The sequence below is a fragment of the Paraburkholderia sp. SIMBA_030 genome, from assembly GCF_046535245.1.
Lineage (GTDB): Bacteria > Pseudomonadota > Gammaproteobacteria > Burkholderiales > Burkholderiaceae > Paraburkholderia.
Genome location: NZ_JAWRXB010000005.1, coordinates 19,339 through 44,555, shown reverse-complemented (window position 1 = coordinate 44,555; position 25,217 = coordinate 19,339). Strand labels below are relative to the sequence as shown.

The 25,217-nt window shown below is 62.4% G+C and carries 11 protein-coding genes and 4 pseudogenes; 7 read left to right on the top strand and 8 right to left on the bottom strand.

Features of this window, described 5'->3' with window-relative positions; all coding sequences use genetic code 11:
- Window positions 1–19 precede the first annotated feature (19 nt).
- The 6 genes and pseudogenes from SB772_RS09675 to SB772_RS09650 form a co-directional block, all read right to left on the bottom strand.
- On the bottom strand, window positions 20–382 hold the full coding sequence (locus SB772_RS09675) for a hypothetical protein (RefSeq protein ID WP_410833036.1): 363 nt from the start codon (window positions 380–382) through the stop codon (window positions 20–22).
- Window positions 379–2,268: an integrase gene (locus tag SB772_RS09670; RefSeq protein WP_410833035.1), complete on the bottom strand. Its 1,890-nt coding sequence runs from the start codon at window positions 2,266–2,268 to the stop codon at window positions 379–381. The genes SB772_RS09675 and SB772_RS09670 overlap by 4 nt, the downstream gene beginning before the upstream one ends.
- Entirely contained in the window at window positions 2,265–4,145 is a 1,881-nt protein-coding gene (locus tag SB772_RS09665; protein WP_410833034.1) for an integrase, read from the bottom strand. Before SB772_RS09665 ends, SB772_RS09670 begins: the two co-directional genes overlap by 4 nt.
- The gene (locus tag SB772_RS09660) at window positions 4,142–5,590 is read right to left on the bottom strand and encodes a site-specific integrase (RefSeq protein WP_410833033.1); all 1,449 of its coding nucleotides are present in this window, start codon (window positions 5,588–5,590) and stop codon (window positions 4,142–4,144) included. The genes SB772_RS09665 and SB772_RS09660 overlap by 4 nt, the downstream gene beginning before the upstream one ends.
- 86 nt (window positions 5,591–5,676) lie before the next feature.
- A pseudogene (locus SB772_RS09655) lies at window positions 5,677–8,004 on the bottom strand (Tn3 family transposase); the annotation flags it as partial.
- Window positions 8,005–8,077: 73 nt separating this feature from the next.
- On the bottom strand, window positions 8,078–9,022 hold the full coding sequence (locus tag SB772_RS09650) for a DNA-binding protein (protein WP_410833032.1): 945 nt from the start codon (window positions 9,020–9,022) through the stop codon (window positions 8,078–8,080).
- A gap of 179 nt (window positions 9,023–9,201) precedes the next feature.
- On the opposite strand from SB772_RS09650, the gene SB772_RS09645 reads away from it, so the two are divergent.
- From SB772_RS09645 to treA, 4 genes and pseudogenes are all read left to right on the top strand, one after another.
- Window positions 9,202–10,299, top strand: a complete 1,098-nt coding sequence (locus SB772_RS09645) for a tyrosine-type recombinase/integrase (RefSeq protein ID WP_410833031.1) — start codon at window positions 9,202–9,204, stop codon at window positions 10,297–10,299.
- A gap of 522 nt (window positions 10,300–10,821) precedes the next feature.
- A pseudogene (locus SB772_RS09640) lies at window positions 10,822–14,173 on the top strand (SNF2-related protein).
- A gap of 129 nt (window positions 14,174–14,302) precedes the next feature.
- Window positions 14,303–15,403: pseudogene (locus tag SB772_RS09635) on the top strand (ISNCY family transposase); the annotation flags it as partial.
- A 656-nt stretch (window positions 15,404–16,059) separates the two neighbouring features.
- Complete coding sequence (treA, locus tag SB772_RS09630) at window positions 16,060–17,733, top strand: alpha,alpha-trehalase TreA (protein WP_410833030.1); 1,674 nt, start codon at window positions 16,060–16,062, stop codon at window positions 17,731–17,733.
- A gap of 101 nt (window positions 17,734–17,834) precedes the next feature.
- Here the strand turns inward: treA and SB772_RS09625 are convergent, their stop codons facing one another.
- Window positions 17,835–20,336, bottom strand: a complete 2,502-nt coding sequence (locus SB772_RS09625; protein WP_410833029.1) for a transglycosylase domain-containing protein — start codon at window positions 20,334–20,336, stop codon at window positions 17,835–17,837.
- A gap of 239 nt (window positions 20,337–20,575) precedes the next feature.
- Between SB772_RS09625 and fabV the strand changes: the two genes are divergently transcribed.
- Complete coding sequence (fabV, locus tag SB772_RS09620) at window positions 20,576–21,772, top strand: enoyl-ACP reductase FabV (protein ID WP_410833028.1); 1,197 nt, start codon at window positions 20,576–20,578, stop codon at window positions 21,770–21,772.
- 39 nt (window positions 21,773–21,811) lie between these two features.
- On the opposite strand, the gene SB772_RS09615 is transcribed toward fabV, so the two are convergent.
- Window positions 21,812–22,156 (bottom strand): hypothetical protein, encoded by a 345-nt coding sequence (locus tag SB772_RS09615; protein WP_410833027.1) that lies wholly within the window; start codon window positions 22,154–22,156, stop codon window positions 21,812–21,814.
- A 224-nt stretch (window positions 22,157–22,380) separates the two neighbouring features.
- On the opposite strand from SB772_RS09615, the pseudogene SB772_RS09610 reads away from it, so the two are divergent.
- Together SB772_RS09610 and SB772_RS09605 are read left to right on the top strand one after the other, a co-directional pair.
- Window positions 22,381–23,536 (top strand): annotated as a pseudogene (locus SB772_RS09610) (epoxide hydrolase family protein).
- A gap of 328 nt (window positions 23,537–23,864) precedes the next feature.
- Window positions 23,865–25,214: a glutamine synthetase family protein gene (locus SB772_RS09605; protein WP_410833026.1), complete on the top strand. Its 1,350-nt coding sequence runs from the start codon at window positions 23,865–23,867 to the stop codon at window positions 25,212–25,214.
- Window positions 25,215–25,217: the final 3 nt, after the last annotated feature.

Below are 25,217 nucleotides of genomic sequence, written 5' to 3'. Positions count from 1 at the left end.
CGAGCTTGCGAAGGTAGGGCTAGCGCGGCTGCAAGGGCAGGACGCTACCGCCACGCAGCGCGGCCAGTTCCTTGCGCAGGCTGAACACCTGCCGCAGCAGTGCAAGTTCACGAGCCAGCGACTCGTCAAGCTGTGCCTGCAGATCCTTCGCGTCGCCCTTCGCGCGGTTCAGACGGTCGGCCAGTTCGAGCTTCGGGCGCTCGGCTACGGCGTTGGCCGCGTCGATCGCTTCGATCAGTTCGGTGAACTGCGGGCGCGACTTCTTGATGCTGCCCTTCTTGCGGCCCGCCTCGATCGCCACGGTGTCGTTGTTGATCCGCGCACCTTTGCGCTTCTTCAGCCGCTCAAGGGCGACGTAGTAGTCGGTCATGGCGTCGCTCATGCTGCCTCTGGACTGATCGGTTTCTTCTGTGCGTTGAGCAGTCGTTGCAGCGTTTGGGTCTCGATACGGTATTCGACGCTCGCCTCATCGACCGCGCGCAGCTTCGCGACCGTAACCTGCTGCGCCTTGATCACGCGCTGAAGCTTCGACGGCACGACCACGAGGTTACGGCAGTTCGATTCAAGGCAATCCAGACGCATCCAGTCGAGTGGCGTCGACTTGCACGGCTCGACGCTGACGCAGCCGCCCAGCACCGTCTCGCGGTACGCCAGTTCGCCCTTCCCGAACATTCTCACCGTATGCTCGCGCGAATAAACCGACACGGGCGAAGCCCGCACGGCACGGCTCTGCGTCCACGCTGCATGCCCACCGAACAGCCGCTCGTCAGAGAACAGCACCTGCTCGGCGTACGCAAGGTACCCGGACAGGCCCTGCGTTTCGGCCCATTCCTTCGCGAAGTGGGTCTTGTCGGCGTCGATGAGGCCCTTCGCGAACGCCGAGCCACGCGCATAGTACGTGCTCATCTCCTGCGTGAGGTGCTGCAGTTGACGCTTGAGCGTCGGCAGCGCCACGAGGCCGCTGCGGTGCGCGTATAACGCGAGCGTCCTCCGAAGCTGGTGACGCGTGAACGGCCACTGTTGCCCGACCGCGTACTTCGGCTCGTCTTCCCACGCGCGGTGCATGTCGACACGCTTCAACTCAGCAATGTCCTCGACCGTGATCGTCGGGAAGACGCGCTCTCGAAAGGCTTCGATATCGTCATGTACGTTACTCGCCGCCCGGTTTGCCACGTACCAGTAACTAAGATGCAGACCCATCCGGCAGAACAGCAGGTGTGAACCGTCCGTCGATTCGGCGTAGCCTTGCGCGCCGTGCGCGCGGTGGGCCTCGCCCGACACGCGTTGCGCGAGCCTGATCGCGCGGGCCGCGAGCGGGCTGGTGACCCAGCATGCGCGCCTGGCTCGGCCACCTGACAGCTTGGTCGTGACGCCCTCGATGGAGTAGTGCGTCACACCATCCAGGCGGGTCTCACTCAGGCAGTCGTACGGCAGGTTCTCGGCTTCCGCCGCGCGCATGCCGGTAAACGACAGGATGACAAGCTGGCATAGAGCGCTAATCGATGCGACAAGCGACGAAACGACGTAACGCGAATCTTCGCACCGGAAGTGCGCAGCAGCCATGTCCAGTGCTGCAGAAATGCCCGGACTCTCGCCAGCATACCAACGTGCGAGGTAGTCCGACAGGACGTCAGCGAGGCCCTCAGCGATCCCGAGGTCATGCTCGCAGGTCGACAGGAAGTGCTGATAGATTCGCGTCGGGATCACAGGGTATTGCGAGCTTCCAGCACGTTGCGCGAAGCGTTCGAGCAGAGGCTTGTGCAGTTGGGCCAGCGGTACGCGCAGTCCTGTGGTCCCGACGCCCATACGGTGAAGCTTCACCAGAATCGAATGAAGGCGCTGGGCCTTCCTCTCCATCCCGGGTTGCGCCACATAGTCCAGAACAACGGCGACGTTGGATATCCCCTCGTAGAGAGTAAGCTGGCGTGCGGCAGCAAAGAACGTAAACTCCCTCAGGTACATTGCACAAGCTTGAAGCGTACTGAACGCCGGTACCATATCGGTCGCTTCGTGCATCAGAAAGTACATGACCTGCTTCCACTGACGCGTAGTCGCTTCTGAAAGGGTGCGGTTTGTGCCGTCAGGCAGGTGGCCCCGGAAATAGATATGGGTCCGGCGCGGCCCAACCGCGTATGCACAGATGTCCCAGGCGTCGTCACCAAACAGCGAAACAGCGTTCCCGAGCTTGTCGTGCGTGACGACCGTATCGTCCTTGACCCGGTACCAGTCGGGGCGCTCAGCGATCAGCGCGATCATCGTGTTGTTCATGCTACTCCCAGTTCGTAGAGCTGGTCGAGCCTGGCCGACCAGAAAGCGTCCAGATTCCCTTCGATATCGACGTCCTGCTCGATGCGATCGACCAGCGCGGCGTCGCGCTTGCGCAGTTCACCCAGGAGGAAGTCAACGCGCCGCAGCACGGCGCCGAACGAACTCTCGTACTGCTCGATCGAGTCAGCACGCCTGCTCACGAGCCTGACGCAGTGACGGCAGCTCAGCAGCTTGCGGATGTCGGTGGCGTCGGCGTGCACGCGGTACTGGTCGCAGAAGAGACATCCTTCGGTGGAACGGCAGTCGGGCTGTACGCTGATCAGGTCCGCGATCGGTGCAGGCTTGTGGAACGCGATGCAGACGCCCACCGCGCTCCTGATGCCGCCCGCCGGGTCGTCACCGGGCTTCAGCACGGTCTTCTCCACCAAAGCGAGGAACGCGCCCATCTCTGCCTTGTGCGCGGCATCCGTGCCGTTCGAGTACGAACGCAGTGCCGTGGCCAGCGAGTGCCCCATCAGCCTCGCTGCGACGACGGGGCCGTGGTTGCTCACCGCCCAATCCTGCTTCGCCGCGCGCCACTGACGTGCGTTAATTCGCGGCAGCACGATCCCGAGCTTCTTGAGTCGACTGTAGAGCAGAACCAGAAATTCGGTTGCAAGACCGATTGGCCGTCGTTGCTGTGCATGATTCCCGACTACGATGAATAGCGCGTCGCAGTCAGCGTCCTGCACCAGATACTCGCGCAACGCCAGATACGCCTTGAGCTTCGGCATGAAGCCCAGCGAGACAGTGAATGTAACGTCCTTCCCGCCTGCCCGGTACTTGACCTCACGAAACTTCTGACGTGCAATTGACGCATCCTGCAGGCTCGCGGCAAGCCCCGGGCTCCACTTCATGGCCAGCAGTTGCGCGAGGTTGATGCCTGTTTCGGCGAGAAACAGCGCAGCGAAACAAGAGACCGCTATCGAAGCGTGCGAGCGTCGGATCGGAGACTGCGCGTCCGCGTTCGCTGCCGCAAGATTTTTAGCCGTCATCCTGGCGATGCTCCACGAACTCTGACGAGGATGTTTAGCTCCTGCCTCAGTCATGCGCTTCGTGAGCTCCTCCTGGGTATGTAGCTCGCCTGTCTCCAGATCCCAGCCAAGCAGGCCGCGCGAGTCGTCGCCGTTCTTACGGCCATATGGGTGCGGAACCAGGCAAAGATGCTCGCCTCGTGCCGTGGTCACGTGCATCGGGTACGGCCTGAAGTCGAGTACGAGCGTGCTGATGCTGCTGAAGAGTGCGTCAGCCCATGCGAGCAGGGAGGATTGTGCTTCGGCATCTGGTACAGCCGTTGGCACAGAAGCAGCCTGTTGGCGGCGCAGCACCCTCGCATCGGTGCAGAAGTCGTCGTTTCTGAAGAACTCACGTAGCATCGACAACAGACTGCGCTGATACTCAGCGGCGGAACGGCGCTGCAGGTTGCCCAGCGAGACCTGTTCGCGCTTGTCACGGAAGTAGCGATGAACCGCTTCCGCGGTCGCCTTCTCGTCACAGAGCACCTGATGCAGGCCCTGCATGTCGGCCCAGTTGACGAAGTCAAGCACGACACGCAGAGCAGCGTAGACCGTCTTTGGACGCATCGCGCCAAGGGTCATACGCCCGGAAAGCTGGGTTACCAGCAGACGCACGACCTTGGCGCGATCGCTACTGAAGCTCGTATGGTCGAAAGTGTGGCGCGTGCGCTGCCGGCTCGATGTGTCGCGCGTCAGGTAGCAGATCCGCCCGATATCGGAACTGCCGTAAAGGCCTTCCCACTTGAGCAGCGCTCGCTCGGGGTGCAGCAGCGTCGTGCCTTCCGCGAGCGGCATGCGCACTTCCTCGTACTGGCGACTCATGCTGCCGCCGCAGTGTCGAGGGTGCGCGTGACCAGCGTCGACAGGTGCGCACTCCAGCCGTCCTGCACCGCGTCGAACAGCTTGCGATTCTCGTGGTAAGCGAGGTAGCGCTCGGTCATAGCCGGTTGTACGTGCCACATCAACTGCCGCAACTGATCGAGTGCCCGCGTGTACTTCGTCTCGTTCGCTGTCATCGCGTCGACCATGTTCAGCCCGTAGGTCGCACGCAGGTCGTGGAAGCTGAACTCATACCTGGGGTTGCCGAGCTGCCCGCGCATCATGGGCAACAGTTCGTCCCTGATGAACTGGCGCACGGCCTGCCCGGTCTTGACGTGGCGGCGCACGTGCGGGCCAGTGCTGAGCGGGCCGCGCGACGCGCGATCCTCGTAGAGTGGCGCACCGCGATGGCTCAGAAAGAGCGGTTGGTCGGGGTGATCGCCGCCGTCTGCCAGCTGGCGGCGCTTGCGAGCACGATCGCTGTGCACGTAGACGTACAACCGCTCATAAAAACCGCGCGGCAGGTGCAACACGCCCTTGACACCGCCCTTTGTATCGATGCCAGTGCCCGGCCCGCAGGCGAGACGGATATCGTCGCCGTGAAACTCGTCAGGCTTGCGCATCACGTGTTTCGCGCGCACGGTCAGTACTGTCTGGATACGAGCGCCAGTCAACAGCGCGAACAGATGAATGAGCGTCATCTCGGTGTTGCCGAGTGCGGCTAACGATTCAAGCAGCGCCGACTGCTCGGCAGAGGGGAGCGGGCGCAGGCGGCCACCGTCCTGGATGTGATCGTCCCATGGGTCTTCTACGCGCCGGCCACTGATCGACAGGTCCGTGGTCTTGACTTCGATTACGCTGCTGAAGCCCTTCTGGTCCTTGAACTCAATGAAACGATCAGATTCGACCCACGGCGCGTTCGTGGGTCGAAAGCCTGCTTCGCTCATGAGCCAGCGATAGAAGCGCACCACGGCGCCCATACGACGCCTGGCAACGCCAGGAGACAGTTCGCCCGCCTGCACGGCCAGCTTGATCGAGCCGCCATATCGGTAGGTCGGACGTTGCCGCTTGTTCACAGGGAAGACGAGCCAGTCGATACCCTCGTCATCCAGATAACGACGGAACGCTACCAGGTCGTCAGCGATGCTGGCGAACGTCAGCATGTTCGGCGACGACTTCGACTCCATCATGTCGATGAGCCAGAGGTTCGCCTCAGCCCACGGCGCGCCTTCAGCGAGCCGGACAACAGGAAACAGAGGGAAGGTGCTTGCGATCCACTGCGGGCGGGCGTCGCGCCGCCTGCCGGTGTCGGGGTCTGCGAGCGGGACCGTGTGATAGATGGTGCCGCCCTCGGGCGTGGTGATGCTGACCGGCGTCGCGCCGGGTGTGTCGCGGTCAACGACCTCGGTCAGCGGCAGTTGCCGGATGGTCGTTCGTCTTGCTGTCATCGTGCAGATCCTCTGCTGTGTTTGTGCGGATGTCCGCTTTAACACAGCCTGCGAGTATCTGGAAATCGCTCTTCACTTGCGCATATGCCGTGCGTGTCGGTGGAATGGACCTGCGGACGGATGTCGGACGTATTGTTGTAGAGCAGGTCGAACACGTAATGGCTCTCGTGCTCGTGCGCGCCGATGACTTTCATGTTGATCGGCACATGGTTGGCGATGACGGTGCAGGCGCTGATGCCCTTGTCGAGGCCGAAATACTTGGGCGAGTGCCGTGCGTTGAAGGTGTCGATCTGGGTTTCGAAGCGTTGACCGTCGCTGCTCGAATGGATCTGGTCGCCGATGTCGAACAGATGGAACGCCGGCAAGCCTGAGGTCGCGTTGCTGATCGCGTCATTGGCGGCATGCAGGGTTTCGGGGCGCAGATAGTTGCGCGCGGTGCTCGCGAGCGAAGGGTAGCTGATGCCCGACACCTCGGCCATTTTCCGCAACCCCATGTTGGTGCCCATGGCGACTACGCAGGCGAGGATTTCGCGTGGGTCGGCGTCGTGCTTAACATAGCGGTCGAGCACGTGGGTAAACGTCTTCAGGAAACCGGTGCGTTCAGCGACGAACCATAACAGCCTCGCGACGTCGATCCCGGGCAACTGGCCGTAGAACGAATGGTTGACCGACTCGTCGGGGTCCGGATACACCAGGCCCCAGCGACGCTTGCTGCCCTGCTGGCGCACCTTGATATGCGGGTTGTCGCGGTGCTCGATGTGGTGGTTGACGAGCTTGAGTTGAGCCTCGATGTCGTCGTGCAAGGTGGCGAGCGTTTCTTCGATTGGCGCAAGCAGGACCGGCAAACCGACCTCGCACAGGATATCGTCCTTGTGCTGCCAGCGCGCGTCGCTGATCAGATCGTCCTCGAAGCGGCGAAACTCGGTGCTGTCATTACTGAACACATCGCCCGCCTCGAGCGCGTTACGAAGGAGACGATAGATGAGAAATTCGTAGCGATCGACGTCGAGCTGTTTCTTTTTTCCGACCTCAGTGCGATACAGGTGGGGCTGCAGGTTTTTCGGAATGAACGCGGTGGGAAACGCGGACGGCTTGCTCTGCCGGGGCGATTTGCCATTGCCGAACAGCTCCTGCAGGAAAGCGACAGCCTCCAGCAACGGCGCGTCCTCGACGCGGCCGGCGAACTCGAGACCGGCAAACAGATGGCGGACATTGCGTTTGATGACCGGCGACAACGCAGTGTAGTGCGACCATTCGAAGCTGACCTTGTCGAACGTGACGTTGCGCATGTAGTTGGAGACCGGCTCGAAACGTTCGGGCGGGAGCAGTGCGAAGGCTTTTTTCCTGACGCTGGCGAACGACGCGTTGCGCGGGATCGAGTCGTCGACAAAGAGGTGGAGAACCTGACCGGCGGCCTTCAGATGGGTGCTGGCGTCGGTGAGCGCGCTTTGCGCGGCCTCCTCAGCGGCCTGGCGGGCCGACTGCTCATACTGGTCGACCAGATAAATGAAGGCCTCGATCAGATTGTCGTTGATCTGGCGAAACCGGTAGTAGGCAAAGCACAGCAGGTACAGGCGCGTGATGGCGACCGGCATGCGTTGCAGCTTGTAGACGGTGTAGAACTTCACGAGCGACGCGTAATACCGGCCGCTTTCCGTGGAAATGCCGGTGGTCTCGAGAAAGTGCCTGGCAAACTCATGCACCGGCGCGAAAAATTCCCTACGCCCGGATTCCTGACGAAGTTCCTTGTAGCTGAAGTCTTTTGACTCGTGCTTGAGGATGCTGATCCGGTACATCGATTCATCGGCGCACAGCATTGCATCGAGCTGCTGTGAGATCTCCGTGGTGAGTGCATCGCTGAGCAGGTTCGAGACGCGCCGGCGCTCCGCACTCACGACACGTCCGATCATGTCCTGCAGAAACGTGTAAATGGGCACGACGATGCGCTGCTGCTTCAGGTACTGGAGGGTCTCTCGTAGAATGAAGATCGGCTGCGTGGAGAGCATGGCGAGGCGTTGCGCACGACGCTCAAGCTCGGCTTTTGCGGCGCTGTCGCAGAGCTGGAAGCCAAACAGATCGAGGATGCTGTGCTGCAGTAGGCGCCGGGTTGGCGTCGAAGGCGGGCTGATGGAGGCCGCCCCCTTATCCGGGAAGTGTCGGCACAGGATGTACCGCAAATCGTCCTGGATGGCATCCCGGTCGTATTCGAAGAACTGCTGCTTTGCCTTGAAATAGCCGAGCTGCAATGTCAGGTACGCGGCGACCGAAGTCGTGCGTGATTGAACGAGCTGTTGCTCGGCCTCGCCCAGTTCAAAGTAGGCGCGCCTCTCCTCGTCGGTAAAGTGTGGAAGTGCGTACAGTTCGTCGATTTCGTGGCGTGTCAGGATCGACAGGCGATGCGAATTGGCTGCCATGGGAAGCGTGTATTTGTTCTTTGATGTTTGGGCATTCCGCGGCGCACAGCTACGCTGAAGTGATCCTTGGAGTCTAGCGCGGCCGTTTCGTCGGGCGCGTTGACGAAGGATTGGTGTGCGTCTTGATCTGACCTTGTAGCGACGCGACCTGCTGGGCGAGCGCATCACGCTCCCGCCGCAGTTCGCGTGCTTCATCCATGACGCTGGCGAGCTGCTTTTCGTGCCGCTCGGCGAGCCGCCGCTGCTCGGCGGCCTCGGCTGACAGGTGCTGGACGTCACCGACGAGCTGTTCGTTGCGCTGCTGGGTCTTTGAAAGCGCAGCTTCGGCGCGACGCTGCGCTTCGCGTGCTTCATCGGCCTGCATCATCACGCGCTTTTGGACGCTTTCGAGCCGGGTGGTTGCCTGGACGACTTCCGCCCGCAAGGTGGATTCGTGTTCGGCGCGGGCCGCCAGCAGTCCTTCGAGTTCGCGCGCATGCGCGGACCGCGCATCGCGCAGTGCCTGCTCCGATTGCGCACGCAGGGTATCGCGCTCGATCGTGGCGGCTTCGCTCTGCCGGGTGGCGGCATCGCGCTCGGCCTGGGCACGGGCAAGATCGGCCAGGGCCGAGGCAAGACGTGTCTGGTGATCCTCGAGCTGGACGCGCAGGGTATGAGCTTCGGCCTGAAGACCTGCGTTGGCCGTCACCAGGGACTCGGCGCGTATCGCCGCGCTCGATGCTTCGGTCTCGAGCTCTTCACCGCGCTGGGCGAAGACCTGTTCACCATGTTCGACCGCGAGCGCCCAGACCGACAGCATCGCGTTTGCAACCGCCGGCGGCAGCGCAGCGCTCAGTGCATCGATGCGCGCCTGCTCGTCCTTCCACAACTTGAGCTCGTCATTGATCGTGGTGCGGCTGCCTTGCCGGATCTCGGCGTAGATCAGGTCGACGGTGAGCTCATGCGGGAGCCGACCGGCGGCCACGAGGCGGGCGGCGGCTTGGCGGGTAAGCAGGCGGGTATCGCTGATGCGGCTCATGGGGCGTTTTGACCGGTGAAATCGGTCGAGGTGGATGGGTTTGGAGAGAAAATCGAACCGTATATTACTGTATAACGGTATAGGTATAACGATATCGGTTTGAAATTTACGATAATTCGTATAATCGCAAGTTATTTCGCTGTACGCTGCGAAAACCTGATTCCCGAACGCGTCACACCATGAACCTTGCCGTCGCGCCCATCGAACCTGTTCTCGCTATCGTGCTGCCGGCCGCGCTCGACGGTAGCCTCGGCACCAACCGCGCGAGCGGTGGACACAGGCAGATCGCCGCCGACACCGATGTCGAAGCGGTGCGCCTGTGGCTTGCCGAATACAGCGCGTCGCCGCATACGCTGCGCAGCTACCGCAAGGAGGCGATACGCCTGCTGCTGTGGGCCACCCAGACGCTGGACAAGCCGCTGTCGAGTCTCACGCGCGAGGACTTCCTGCTCTACGAGCGCTTCCTGGCTGCACCGACCGGCGACTGGGCCGATCCGGATCGGCCGCGCCGCGGACGCACGAGGCGGCTGTTCGAGGGGCCGCTGTCGGAGCGCAGCCAGCATCAGGCATTGGGCATCCTGTCGGGCCTGATGACGTACCTCGTGAGCGCCGGCTATCTGGCCGGCAATCCGCTCGCGCTGCGCCGTGGGCGTACGACTTCAGCCAGGCGGTCCCGCCGCGTCGAGCGCTATCTCGAGCACGCGCTGTGGGACCACGTGCTCGCGAGCGTCGAGCAGTGGCCGCGTCTGACCGAACGCGACGAGCAGCACTACGAGCGCAGCCGCTGGCTGATCCGCCTGCTGTATCACACCGCGCTGCGTGTCTCGGAAGCCGCTCACGCGAAGGCGGTGGACTTTTATCAGCGCCGTGGAAAATGGTGGCTGCACGTCGTCGGCAAAGGCGGCGCCGAGGGCGAGGTGCCGGTTGGCGATGCGTTGATGGCCGACTTTGCGCGCTATCGTGCCTTTCACGGCCTGTCGCCGGTACCGGCCGCGAGCGAGACCGGTCCTGCCGTGATGAGCATCGCCGGCGACGATGCGCGGCATCTGACACCCGCGGCGATCTACCTGATCGTCAGGGACGTCTTTCGTCGTGCCGCTGACGCGCTCGATGCAATCGATCCAGTTGGCGCCACCACGCTACGTCGCGCCTCGACCCACTGGCTGCGCCACAGCGCGGCCTCGCATCAGGCGGACGCCGGCACCGACCTGCGCTTCATCCAGAAAAATCTGCGGCATGCGTCGATCGAGACGACCGGCATCTATTACCGACAGTAAATTGTTATGTAGAGTGGCCAACGTAAGTGCTTTGAGAGCAAGGCGTTAGCCTTGGACTACTGCACATAAAGTTTCATGATGGGACTCCTGGCGGCCATTGGGTTCGCCTTTGGTGAACAGCTCGATCATGCACCTATCCCCTCATCAAGTTTCAAACAACCTGCCGCTGGACCGGTTCGTTACAGGGGCCTTGGGCGAACTGGAGAACCTTCGCTATAGCACCGCTGAGGTCACACATGCCGTTTTTGAACTGCGGGTCTCCACAGCCGGCTCAAATATTTATGTTGAGTACCGGCGACTGGTCTCCTTTGAGATCAAAGAGCTGGAGGTGATACTGCACATAACAACTTACTGTCGGTAATACTGGAAATGTGCTGCAGCACATTTGATCTATCTGCATGCCGAAGATGATCGCCGCCATGCACAGACGACTCACGTGCCGTCCGCGCAGGAAACGAACGGGCCGCCCGGCAACCGGCCCGCGTAAAATGCCCCTCGCGTCGTCAACCCGAATCCATCAGCATGTCTGTCTCCTATAATCGCAAGCAAATCACGGACTGGTTAGGTTCCCACACGGTCGCCAAGGCACGCGAGTACGCCCACGCTGTCTCCGAGCTGCGCTGGCGAAGCGCCGACACCCTGAGTGGCCAGGTGCAAGGCACAAGGACCCGTCCGTATGACGTGTGCGTATTTTCACGATATCGACGATCATCGCGACATGTGGGTTGAAGGCGAATGTACGTGCCCGGTCGGCGTCGACTGCAAGCACGTGGCCGCGCTCCTGATCGCAGGTCTTGAGCACCTTCCACAGCAACCCGCCACCGGCGTGCGCCCCGAACTGGTAACGTGGCTCGAAGCCTTTCGGGCGAAACGCACGGCTACCCCTCCCAGAGGCAGGAAGCCCGCGATCGCCAGGGCCACGCATGCGCTTGCCTATGTGATTGCCGGATCGTATCGCGGATATCCGGAAATCTTCCTCTACAAGGCAAGGGTCAACGCCGACGGCACGATCCGCTCACTCGACGACGCGTGGCAGAACGTGGAGAACGCGCTCGTCAAGCCGCCTAAGTTTGTTGCCGAAGAGGATCTGCCGATCCTGCGAGGGCTGTGGCTGGACCGCTCCCGCGAGTACACGAGCAGCTTTGGACTGCAAGGCACAACCGGCGCGGCAATCCTGGAAAAACTTATCGCCACAGGGCGTGCATTTGCCTCGCCGGGCGCGAGCACCATGCATTCCGGGACGCCATGTGTACTGCATCCCGGGCCTTCGCGCCGCGGACAGATCGCCTGGCGATCGCAGCCCGACACACGTGTGCGACCGGTACTGCAGACTGAGCCACCCGCAACGATGCTGTTGACGACAACGCAGCCCTGCTGGTACGTGGACCCTCATTCGGGAGAAGCCGGGACAGTAGACATGCCGTGGCCCGCTGAAGATCTCGCGGAGTACCTGGCGATGCCATCGATTTCGCTCGACGAAGCCGCACTGGTCGGTAACGTGCTGCGCGAAGTTGCGCCCGATTTGCCGTTGCCGCCTGCGCACAATGTATCGGCCGTGCGCGTCATCGACACCACCCCTGTACCCGCGTTGTCGCTCAACACGTTGCCGACCTACGGATCGGGCTGGATGTCAGACACACCCAACATGCTCGATTTTGCCACCGTCAGCTTCGATTATGCGGGGGTCAACATCGACGCGCAAAGCAACACCACACTCGTGCGAACCGCCAGCGGCGAAGTGGTGCAGATCAAACGGTCTCTTGATAGGGAACAACGCTGTCTGGCAGAGCTGCACAAGGCCGGACTGCGAAAAATTCCAGCCAGTCGTGTCCATGGCCCACGTCCATTTCCGGATGGCATGCTAGGGCCCAACAATGCCGAAGACTGGGCCGTCTTCATGAAGCAGGCTCTGCCCCGGTTACACGAAAACGGCTGGCAGGTAGCGATGACCGAAGTGTTTCGCCACAATGTCATCGAGATCGAGGCGATCGACGGTGCGCTCCATCAGGCCGGTGACGGCTGGTTCGATGTCGAGATGGGGATCACGGTCAACGACCGGAGGGTTCGCCTCGAACCACTGCTGGCAGATCTGTTCCGGCGCGACTCCCGCTGGCTGTCGGGTGGACTTGACGCCATTGCCGACGATGAACCGGTCGATCTGAAGACCGACCGCAATGAACGGCTGCGCCTGCGTGCTGACCGGCTCAAACCCGTTGTGCGCGTGCTGATCGATCTGTTCGATTCACTCGGTGAAGGCGGGCTGCGCATTTCGCAGTGGGATGCCGCCCGGCTCGATGCGCTTGACCGGACCGGGCGCTGGCAGTTTCATGGCGACGCATCGATCCGGCAGCTTGCACAGCGCCTGATGGCGGGACCCGGTGTGGGTGAAACGCCGGTGCCGCGAGGACTGCAAGCCGAATTGCGTACCTATCAGCGCCAGGGGCTCAGCTGGATGCAGTTCCTGCGTGAACACAGCCTGTCGGGGGTGCTTGCCGATGACATGGGACTTGGCAAAACGGTTCAAACCCTCGCTCACATCCTGACCGAAAAGGAAGCCGGCCGGCTCGACCGGCCCGCGCTGATCGTTGTGCCGACGACACTGATGCACAACTGGCGTGAGGAAGCGCAACGCTTCACACCGGAGCTGCGCGTGCTCGATCTGCACGGCCCGCAGCGCCACGAGCGCTTTGACCAGATCCGCAAACACGACCTGATTCTCACGACCTACCCGCTGCTGTGGCGCGACCAGTCAGCGCTCGCCGAACACGAGTACCACCTGCTGATCCTCGACGAAGCCCAGTACGTCAAGAATGCCGCCACCAAGGCCGCCACCACGATCCGCGAACTACGTGCCCGGCACCGCCTGTGCCTGACTGGCACACCGCTCGAGAACCATCTCGGCGAACTGTGGGCCCAGTTTGACTTCCTGTTGCCCGGTTTCCTCGGCGCCCACAAGGATTTCACGCAGCGCTGGCGCACGCCCATTGAAAAAGGCGGAGACACCGTGCGTCGCGATCTGCTCGCGCGGCGCATTCGCCCCTTCATGCTGCGACGGCGCAAGGACGAGGTCGCCACCGAACTGCCGCCGAAAACGATTATCGTGCGCACCGTCGAACTCGAAGGCGCGCAGCGCGACCTGTATGAGACCGTACGCGCCGCGATGCAGGAAAAGGTTCGTGCCGCCGTCACCGCAAAGGGACTCGCGCGCAGTCACATCGTCGTGCTTGAGGCGCTACTCAAGCTGCGTCAGGTCTGCTGTGACCCCCGACTCGTCAAGATCAGCCAGGCCGCCCGCATCAAGGAGTCGGCCAAACTGGCACTGCTGCTCGAGATGTTGCCCGAACTGATCGAGGAAGGCCGCCGCATCCTGCTGTTCTCGCAGTTTACCGGCATGCTCGATCTCATTGCCGCCGCACTCAACGAAGCCGGGATTCCGTACGTCGTATTGACCGGCGATACAACCGACCGTCGCACGCCGATCAGGCGCTTCCAGCAAGGCGCGGTGCCGCTCTTCCTGATCAGCCTGAAGGCCGGCGGCGTCGGCCTGAACCTGACGGCGGCCGACACCGTGATTCACTACGATCCATGGTGGAACCCTGCCGTCGAAAATCAGGCCACCGATCGCGCACATCGTCTCGGACAGGACAAGCCCGTGTTCGTCTACAAGCTGATTACGGCCGGCAGTGTCGAGGAGAAGATCGTCGCGATGCAGGAACAAAAGGCAGCGCTTGCCGACGCCATCCTGTCCGAAGATGCCGCCGGCGCCGTCAAGTTCTCGGCCGATGATCTCGAGGCGCTGTTCGAACCCATTCCGCTCACGACGTCCATCTCACCGGCAGCGAAGTCGCGGCCGCGCACCAGGACCGGAACGTAGGATGGGGCATTTGAGAGAGTCTCCGGAGGAACAAGTCGCCACAATCAACCATTTTCCGCTGTCAGCTGCCGCTGCAGGCCAAGCCTGGCAACGGTTTAGTGAAGATTTTCAGTTTTCGGGGGATGGGCAAAAATAGCCGACTTCGGACCGACGCTGGCGTGCGAGAAGCTGGCCGAATGTCATGGCGTGGTGCTGGCGAAGGAAACCGTGCGGCGCTGGATGCGGGAAGCCGGGCTATGGATTCCACGCCGGCAGCGGCCGCCGAAACTGCACCAGCCGAGAAACCGCCGCGCATGCCTGGGCGAGCTGATCCAGATCGACGGCAGCGACCATCGCTGGTTCGAGGAACGCGCGCCGGCGTGCACGCTGCTGGTGTTCATCGACGATGCAACCAGCCGGCTGATGGCGCTGCACTTCACGGCGACCGAATCGACCTTCAGCTACTTTGAGGCGACGCGGGCGTACCTCGAACGCCATGGCAAGCCGGTGGCGTTCTACAGCGATCGGGCCAGCGTATTCCGGCCAACGTACAGCCGCAACGGCGCGCGGGGCGTCACGCAGTTTGGCCGGGCGATGTACGAGCTCAATATCGACACCTTCTGCGCGAACTCAAGCCCCGCCAAGGGGCGTGTCGAGCGCGCCAACCTGACGTTGCAGGACCGGCTCGTGAAGGAACTGCGGCTGCGCGGAATCAGCACGAAGGAGGCGGCCAACGCTTACGCGCCCCACTTCATCGCTGACTTTAACGGCCGGTTCGGCAAGGCGCCCAGGAGCGCATTCGATGCGCACCGGCCGCTGCGTGCCGACGACGATCTTGATCTGATCCTGACAGTTCGTGTTCCGCGGCGCGTGTCGAAGGTGCTGACGGTGCAGTACGACCGGGTGATCTACCTGCTTGAAGACACGGGGGCGAACCGCAGCCTGATTCACAACTATCTGGACGTGTTCGAGTATCCGGACGGACGCATCGAGATCCGGGTCAATGGCGCTGCCCTGCCCTGTGTCCGCTACGACCGGCTCTCGGAGATTGACCAGGCGGCGGTGGTCGACAACAAGCGGCTGGGACACACGTTGCAGATGGCGCAGGTGATCCAGGCGCAGCGCGATGACCGGCGTGCGTCAGGCTCGCCATCGAGAACGAACCAGGGTGAAGCGCCGCGGCCGAAGGAGCGCAAGGTGGGCACACGGAAGCAGCGCGAACTGACCCGGGAGCAGTTGTCCACGCATTGAATATCCAACGGGGAACGTCCAGTTGCCTCCGCATTACGGAAGTGAAGGCGGACGTATTCGTGATCCGGCTTCGCGTACGAGAAGCAACCGAATGTCGCCACGACCGAAGGAGGCTCGATATTGTTCGTTCCCGCGAGAAAAAACTGATAGGTCCACTCACGAATGTCGACTGCGTTGCACAGGCCGGTCACGTAGCGGCGCCATACCGGATGTTCCTGATCGAACGCCCGGCCCAAGCCGAAGCGGACATACAGATTGGTGTAGTCCAGCAGAGCCTGCTCCAGATGCAGGCCGGAAATGCGGGCGACCCTGCATGCAAACTGCACCTGGAGATCGAAGAACGCTTTGCTATAAGTCACGCGAAAACTCCTCGGTGCTAAAGGCGCTCCGCGGCGATGAGAGAACGGCTTGCTGGTGCCTGGACTATCGCGCCGCAGATAGTGGTCTGTTAAGCGCTTATAGATGTGCATTGTAGGGCAAAGCGAATCGTGCAATGGTGCAGCGCGGGAGCCGTATTCGCTGGCACGCACTCCGCTACGCCGCACGAAAGTTTGAAACGCGCCCGCTTTTATGCGATGCTTCCTTCGCCTCAGTATCGTCAGAAAAAAGAGGCCGCGCCGGAGACCAATCCTGTTGTCCATTCCTCAGGAGGAGACATGATTGAGCCGTCGCAAGTCCACCGCAACATCGCCATCGCCCTGACCTCGCCACGCCTCGCAGCCGGCGCGCTTCGACAGCGAAGCGTTCATCGGGCGGCCGTTTCAGGTCTGGTATTCCTCGCCAGTGTCTCTAGCGTTTGCTTCGCCGACACCCAAGTCGGCGCAGCGCTTCCGCCTGCTCCGAGCGTGCTGTACGGCGACCTGTTCGTCGCCGTGCAAACCGCGCAGATCTATCCCGATCAGAAGACCTTCGTCGATGCAACACCGAACGCGGACCCCGCCGCGATCGTGCAGTTGTATGAACAGCAGAAGAACAACCCAGGCTTCTCGCTGGCGAGCTTCGTCAACCAGTACTTCACGCCGCCGAGCGAGCCGGTCATCACGCCGCCCCCGAATCAGACGTTGCGCGAGCACATTAACTGGCTGTGGCCCGCGCTCACGCGCACCACGACGAGCGCGCCGGCGAACAGTTCGCTGATTCCCTTGCCGAAACCGTATGTCGTGCCGGGCGGACGCTTCCGCGAGGGCTATTACTGGGACACCTGGTTCACGATGCTGGGGCTCCAGGAAGCCGGCCGGGAAGATCTCGTCGACAACATGCTCGACAACTTCGCGTATGAGATCAACACATTCGGCCACATCCCGAACGGCAATCGCACGTATTACCTGGACCGTTCGCAGCCGCCGTTCTTCTCGTACATGGTGACGCTCGCGGCAAAAGTCGAAGGCGGCAAGGTCTATCAGAAATATCTCCCCGCTTTGCGCAAGGAGTATGCGTACTGGATGCAAGGCGCCGACTCGACCCAGCCGGGCAACGCCACGCGCAACGTCGTGGTGATGCCGGACCGTACGGTGCTCAACCGCTATTGGGACGAACTCGACACGCCGCGCGACGAGTCGTATCTGGAAGACGTGAAGACCGCGCAGCAAGCCACGGGCCGCTCGCCGAACGAGGTCTACCGTGAACTGCGCGCGACCGCGGAGAGCGGTTGGGATTTCAGCTCACGCTGGTTCGGCGACAACATGACGCTCGCGACGGTCCGCACCACGTCGATCATTCCGGTCGATCTGAACAGCCTGATGTTCCACCTCGAAACGACCATCGCGAGAGGCTGCGGCGAGACCCGCGATTTCCGCTGCGTGGGCGAGTTCGCCGAACGCGCGGCAAAACGCGCGGTGGGCATCAACCGGTACCTGTGGAATCACAACGGCTACTACGGGGACTACGACTGGCAGCTCGCGAAGCCACGCGACAACAAGACGGCGGCGATGCTGTATCCGCTGTTCGCGGGCGTGGCATGGCCGGAACGTGCGCAAAAGACGGCCAGGCAGGTGCAATCGACGCTCCTGCAACCGGGCGGCCTCGTGACGACCATCTACAACACCACGCAGCAATGGGATGCGCCGAACGGCTGGGCGCCGTTGCATTGGATCGCGGTCGAAGGTCTGAAGCGTTATGGACAGGACGCGCTCGCGCAACAGATCGGCACGCGGTTTCTGGCTGACGTCAAGGGCGTCTATGCGTCCGACCAGAAGCTGGTCGAGAAGTACGTGGTCGAAGGCGCGGGAACCGGCGGCGGAGGCGGTGGCGAGTATCCGTTACAGGACGGCTTCGGCTGGACCAACGGCGTGACGCTCAAGCTGCTCGATCTGTATAGCCCGGGCGAGTAGCGTCCCGGCACGGCAAGGGGCGCACACGGCCGTGGGTCACGTGTGCGCCTCGCCGACGCTCTGGTTGGTCTGGCCACTACTGCGCGTCCAGGATTCGCCCCTCAAGGCGATGTGCCGGTACTTGCAGGCGCATTCGAAGGATCGTTTGCCGTGTTGCCGGCGTCTGCCGGCGTCACGTCATCCGGCGTGGGCGTCGGCGCGGACGCAGGCTCGCCGCCCGCGGGCGCCTGTCCGTCGATGTGCTCGCCGGCCGGCGGAGGCGCGGACGCCGACGCCTGTGGAATGAGCGGCGACTGCGGCATCGGCCGCGGCTCAACGGAGGCCGCAGCAGACGACGCACCGGACGCAGCAGAGGCGGCGGCGACAGCCGGCGCGCGGCGCGTCGCATTGCGGCTTGCAGCCGGCGCCTCAGGCTTGGCCGGCGCAAACAGTTGCTGGAACCACGTGCGGATCTTGCCCGACAGTTCGGCAAACCGGCCCGGCTCCTGCTCGGTCGCGAACCTGGCGCGGACGTCGACCAATCTCGACCTCTGCACGCGCTGGAAGAAATCGCCGACGATCGGCAATGCGCTGTGCGCCCCCTGGCCCCAATAGTCGCTGCGCAGCGTCACGCGGCTGTCGTTGAAGCCGACCCAGGCGCCGGCCACGAGTTGCGGATGAATCAGGATGAACCAGCCATCGGCATTGCCCTGCGTCGTGCCTGTCTTGCCGGCCACATCGCCACGCACGCCGAAGCGGCTGCGGATACTCGAACCCGTCCCTCGGCTGATCACGTCGCGCATCACGTCCACCAGCGTTCGCGCGGCGTCGGCCGGCAATTCCTGTTTAGGCGACACTGGCGCGAACTCAGCCAGCACTTCGCCCTTGCGATCTTCGATGCGTGTGACCATCACCGGCTCCACATAGCCGCCGAGGTTGGCAATCGTGCCGTATGCCGACACCATTTCCTTCAGTGTCACGGGGCTCGTACCCAATGCCAGCGACGGCACCGGATCGAGCTCGCTGTCGCGCACACCCATGGCGCGAGCAAGCCGCGCGACCTTGGCCGGGCTGACGGTCTCCATCAGTTGAGCAGTAATCCGGTTGCGCGAATAAGCGAGGCCGTCGCGCAGACTGATGGCGCGCCCGCTCGGCTCGTCTTCGTCGCTCGGCCGCCAGATCTCGCCGCCCGCCAGCGGGATTTCGACGGGCTTGTCCACAAACGTATCGGCAGGTTTGGCGCCGTCTTCGAATGCCGCGGCATAGACGAACGGCTTGAAGGTCGAACCCGGCTGGCGCCGCGCCTGCTGCACATGATCGAACGGATCCCGGCTGAAGTCGCGGCTGCCGACCCATGCCTTGATCTGCCCGTTGCGCGGATCCAGCGCGAGAAAATCGGCCTGCACCCGGGTCTTGCTTTCGCAGACCGACTGCACCAGACGGCGATCGGACAAAAGCCGTTTCAACGCTTCGTCGTCCGTCAGCCCCGAGTCTTTCGCCGCGCGATAGTCAGGCGTCTCGCGCAGGAAAACCTGCAACAGGTCCCGGCCGCCCGCACAACCCGAGCGCGTCCCCCATGCGGAGTTCGCGATGCCCTGCAACTGGTTGCCCTGCCACACCACGGCCTGAGTGGCCATGGTCTGCAAGCGCGAATCGATGGTGGTGCGCACCACCAGTCCGTCGGAGTACATGTTGTAGTCATTGCGATCAGCCCATGCGGCAAGCCATTTGCGCAGTTGCTGCGCGAAATGCGGCGCGGGTCCAGGCGGCTCGGTTTGTCGCTCGAAGTCGATTCGCAGCGGACGCCCCTTCAGCGTGTCGTAGGCCGATTGCGTCAGCTTGCCGTACTTGAGCATCTGCCCAAGCACGGTGTTGCGGCGCTGCAAGGCGCGCTCGGGGTTCAGCACCGGGTTGTAGTAGCTGTTGCCCTTGAGCATGCCGGCGAGCGTCGCGCTTTCCAGCACGTTCAGGTCGGCGGCGGACTTGTCGAAATAGGTACGCGCCGCCATCTCGATGCCAAAGGCGTTGTAGAGGAACGGCACCGTGTTCAGATACGTCTCGAGGATCTCATTCTTGGTGTAGAGCGCCTCGATCTTGAAGGCGGTGATCGCCTCCTTGAGCTTGCGGGTCAGCGTGGGCGTGCGGCCGATTTCGTCGGGATAGAGATTGCGGGCGAGCTGCTGCGTGATGGTCGAGCCGCCCTGGCGGTCGCCGGAGAACGTGTGCAGCGCGGCCGACGCGGTGCGCCGCCAGTCGAGGCCGAAATGCTGGTAGAAGCGGTGGTCTTCCGTGGCAATCAAGGCGTCCACCACGTGCGGGGAGATATCCGTGAGCTTCACCCACTCGCGGTTGGACGGTTTGAATTCGGCAAGCAATTTGCCGTCTACCGAAAGCACCTGGGCGGGCTGTTCTACCTTGGCCTTGCGGATGTCGCCAATGCTCGGGGTGAACGGAATCAGGATCAGCACATAGAGGAACAACAGCGCCGGCACGGCGGCACATGTCAGCGCCACGCCCCCCCACGTGGGGCGCCGGACGCGCCGGAGCGCCTCGGCGGCTAGTGGCCGGATCTCGGCCAGCCTTCTTGCACAGGACTCGAAAAACTGCGTGATGAGGCGTTTCACACTTGCTTACCGTCAGGCGGAAAGCCAGCATCGTACCAATTCCGTTTGCCTGCCCGGCGGTTTTGGTTGCACGCGCTGCGGTGGTGGGTTTTTTGTTGACGCAGACCCAGACCATAGGTCCGCACACGAAAAGAAACCATGAAAAGGCCGCCGCCGCGGGCGTACAACCCAAACCGCCCGGCAAGAAAACCTCTGGCTTCCAAATATAATGTCGGCAATTCACACCACAGGGAAGCTTCATGATCATCAAACCACGCGTGCGCGGCTTCATCTGCGTGACGACGCATCCTGCCGGCTGCGAAGCCAACGTCAAGGAACAGATCGACTACGTCACTGCACGCGGCCCCATCGCCGACGGCCCGAAGAAAGTGCTGGTGATCGGCGCATCGACCGGCTACGGGCTGGCCGCCCGCATCAGCGCCGCGTTCGGTTCCAACGCCGCCACGCTCGGGGTGTTTTTCGAGCGCGCCGGCAATGAAACCAAACCCGGCACCGCGGGCTGGTACAACACCGCCGCCTTCGAGAAATTTGCCGCCGCCAAGGGCTTGTACGCGACCAGCATCAATGGCGACGCTTTCTCGGACGAGATCAAGCAACGCACTATCGACGTCATCAAACGCGATCTCGGTCAGGTCGACCTGGTGGTCTACAGTCTTGCCGCACCGAAACGCACTCACCCCAAGACCGGCGAGGTGTTCAGTTCGACGTTGAAGCCGGTCGGCAAGGCCGTCAGCCTGCGTGGCATCGACACCGACAAGGAAGTCGTCAAGGATATCGTTCTGGAGCCCGCGACGCAGAGCGAAATCGACAACACCGTCGCGGTGATGGGCGGCGAAGACTGGCAGATGTGGATCGACGCCCTCCTCGACGCCGGCGTGCTGGCCGACGGCGCGAAGACGACCGCCTTCACCTATCTCGGCGAAAAGATCACGCACGATATTTATTGGAACGGCTCCATCGGCGCGGCCAAGAAGGACCTCGACCGGAAGGTGCTCGGCATCCGCGAGAAACTGGCGCCGACAGGCGGCGATGCGCGTGTCGCGGTGCTGAAGGCGGTCGTCACCCAGGCGAGCTCCGCCATCCCGATGATGCCGCTGTATCTGTCGCTGCTCTTCAAGGTCATGAAGGAGAAAGGCACGCACGAAGGCTGCATCGAGCAGGTCTACGGGCTCTACAGGGACAGCCTGTACGGTACGTCGCCGCACATGGATGACGAAGGCCGGCTGCGTGCGGACTACAAGGAACTCGATCCGGACGTGCAAGCGCGCGTCCAGCAGCTCTGGAATCAGGTCACCAGTGAGACCCTCTACGAACTCACCGACTTTAGCGGCTACAAGACGGAATTCTTGCGCCTCTTCGGCTTCGAGATCGCTGGCGTGAACTATGAAGCCGACGTGAATCCCGACGTGCGGATTCCTGACATCGTTCAGGGTTGAGGTTCTGCGCCATCAATCAAGGCGTGAGGCGTTCCCGTATCAGCAAGGGAACGCCGCCTGAAGCGACCGAAGTATCGCGAGACCAACCGGAAAGTCGTCTGAAATGCCGGGGTGGTTGGTGAAAAACTGGTCGAGCAGCGGGTACACGTTCTGGTTGCCGATTGGCAGATTTTCCGGTGCACAGAAAAGCGGCGGTCGTTTCTTTGACACCAGATCCCCGTTTGCCCATCCCAACGCATTGATCGTGCCGGTGATGTACGCGGCGTAGACAGAGTTGTTGTCCGCGTGCGCCCATTGCTTGTACTGTGCCGCCGTCATCTCGGCGCTCGCGTTCAAAGTGAAACACGCCGTCAGCAAAGCCAGCGCGATTTTCGATACTCGCATTGTCGAGCCTTCAATCTACGTCGAAAAACGGCCATTGTAAGTGAGTCCGGCGGTGGCGCGCAGAAGGCTTCTGCGCGGATGAATCCGTAAGCACTGCGCAGTCGTTTTCAAATTTTCGGACTGACCGCCGTGAGCCGCCCTGCAGCGGAAATTTTGCCCAGGAGCTATGCTCGATCCCGTCTGGTCAACGCGGCAGCCGCCGCGCCCGCATTCGGAGAGAAAGCATGCGCATCGAGCCATTTCGCATTTCCGTTCCAGACGAAGAGATCGACGGCCTTCGTCAACGCCTGCGCCAGACGCGCTGGGCGCCGGCGGGGCCGTATGACCCGTGGCAGCAAGGCGTCGATTCCGGCTGGCTGTGCGAGTTCGCGCAGTACTGGGCCGACGGTTTCGACTGGCGCGCCGCCGAGCGCCGCCTGAACCTTCAGCCGCAATTCGTCGCACAGGTCGACGCTCAACGCGTGCATTTCGCGCATCGCCGGGGCGTCGGCCCGAAGCCTTATCCGCTCGTGATCACGCACGGCTGGCCGGGATCGTTCTTCGAGTTTTACGCCCTGCTCGACCAGTTGTGCGACCCGGCCGCATTGGGTGCGCGACCGGAAGACGCATTCGATGTCGTCGTGCCGTCGCTGCCGGGCTTCGCCTTCTCGCAGGCGCCCACACAACCCGGCACTTCCGCGTTTCAGGTGGCCGATCTATGGGCGTCGCTGATGCGTGGCCTGGGATACGACCGCTTCGGCGCACAAGGCGGCGACCTTGGCGCCGGGGTATCGATCGCGCTCGCGCTTCGACATCCGCAGAACGTGGACGGCATCCACCTGAATTTTCTGCCGAGCTCATACGAACCTTCACGCGATGCGGGACAAGCCCCGCTCACCCAGGACGAACAGGATTTTCTGCACGCGAAGGAGCAATGGGCGGCGCTTGAAGGCGGCTATGCGCATATGCACAGCACCAAACCCGCGACGCTCTCCTATTCGCTCAACGATTCGCCGGTGGGACTGGCCGCATGGATCGCGGAGAAGTTTCGCGCCTGGAGCGATTGCGACGGTCAGATCGAGCGGGCATTTTCGCGCGACGAGTTGCTCACCAACATCTCGCTTTACTGGCACACGCAGAGCATGGGCTCCGCGATCCGCATGTACTTGGGAGAACCGGCTCCAACCGATGCGCTTCACGGCTGGTCAACGTGTGTCACCGCCGGTCGGCTTCGCGCGCTTCCCGAAGGAGATCAGTCAGCCGCCACGCTCCTGGCTCGAACGGACATTCGATGTCGCGCAATGGACCGACATGCCGCGTGGCGGCCACTTTGCGGCGATGGAAGCACCCGAGCTGCTCGCGGCCGAAATCCGCGATTTCTTCCGGCCGCTGAGGCACTGACGGCCGCCCAAGTTGCCCCGATTGCCCAGCCGGACCCGAAAGCCTGCGTCGATCCCTGCCGGTCCGGCAGCGACACGGCGGCGGCAATGGTATGCAAAGTCGCGACACGCTGGTCCGGCGACGAGCGTTGCGAAGACGGTGCATCGATCATGATGCAACGCTCAGAACACACGACGAAGCGATCATATTTGATCAAATTTCACAAAATGAGATTTTCATGCGATGATTTGATCAAATCTCATGATGCAAAACGCCCAGCTTTCCCCGACGGACGGCGTGTCGTGCGGCAGCGCGGCACGCCGTCTTCATCAATCGACTGGAGTCAACCTTGCAAAGCGACCTACGCGATGACCTATGTGAATTCCTGGAGCATCACCGGATCCACGAAGTGGAATGCGTGATACCGGACATGACTGGCGTCGCGCGCGGCAAGATCGTGCCGAAGAATCTGTTTCTGTCGGAAGGCAAGATGCACATGTCGAATGCGCTGCTGATGATTACCGTCAACGGCGAGTTCGCGGATTTCGAGCGTTTCGTCGGGCCGAGCGATCCCGATATGGTCTGCATTCCCGACCCGAACACCGTTCGGCTCGTGCCGTGGGCCATCGAACAGGTTGCGGTGGTCATCCACGATTGCGTCGGTCTCGACGGCAAGCCGATCGGCATCTCGCCGCGCGCCGTGTTGCGGCGTGTGCTGGCGCTGTACGAAGAAAAGGGCTGGCGACCGGTGGTCGCACCGGAGATGGAGTTCTACCTGATCGCGCAGAACAAGAATCCACATGAGCCGCTGCGGCCGCCGCTCGGCCGCGCGGGCCGTCACGAAGCCGGTCGCCAGTCGTTTTCGATCGACGCCGTCAACGAATTCGATCCGTTCTTCCAGGACCTGTCGCGCTTCTGCGAGCTGACGCATCTCGGTGTCGAAACGCTCGTGCACGAAGTCGGCGCCGGGCAGATGGAGATCAACTTTTCTCACGGCGGTGCGCTCGATCTCGCCGACCGCGTGTTCCTGTTCAAACGCGCGGTGCGCGAAACCGCCTTCCGTCACGGCATTTTCGCGACCTTCATGGCGAAACCGATGGAGCACGAACCGGGCAGCGCGATGCACATTCACCAGAGCGTCGTCGACAGCCAGACCGGCAAGAACATCTTTTCGCTGCCTGACGGAACGGCCAGCCCGCTGTTTTTCAATTACATCGGCGGCTTGCAGAAGTACATGCCGAAGGCGATGCCGATGTTCGCGCCTTACGTGAACTCATACCGCCGTCTGTCGCGCTTCACGGCCGCGCCGATCAACGTGCGCTGGGGCTACGACAACCGCACCTGCGGCATTCGCGTGCCGAACTCGGGACCGGACGGCCGGCGGCTGGAAAACCGCGTCCCCGGCGTCGACGTAAATCCGTACCTCGCGATGGCCGCCACCCTCGCCTGCGGCTACCTCGGCATGGTCGAACAGCAGAAGGCGTCGTCACCGATGGTCGAAAGCGCTTACGACCTCGAATACGAATTGCCGCGCGGTCTCGAAGACGCGCTCAAGGCGCTGTCCACCTGCACCGAACTCGCGGACGTGCTGGGCGAAAACTTCGTGCAGGCTTATTGCTCGGTGAAGGAAAAGGAGTTCGAGACCTTCTCGCAGGGCATTACCGCGTGGGAACGCGAGCATCTGCAACTGCTCGTCTGAGCG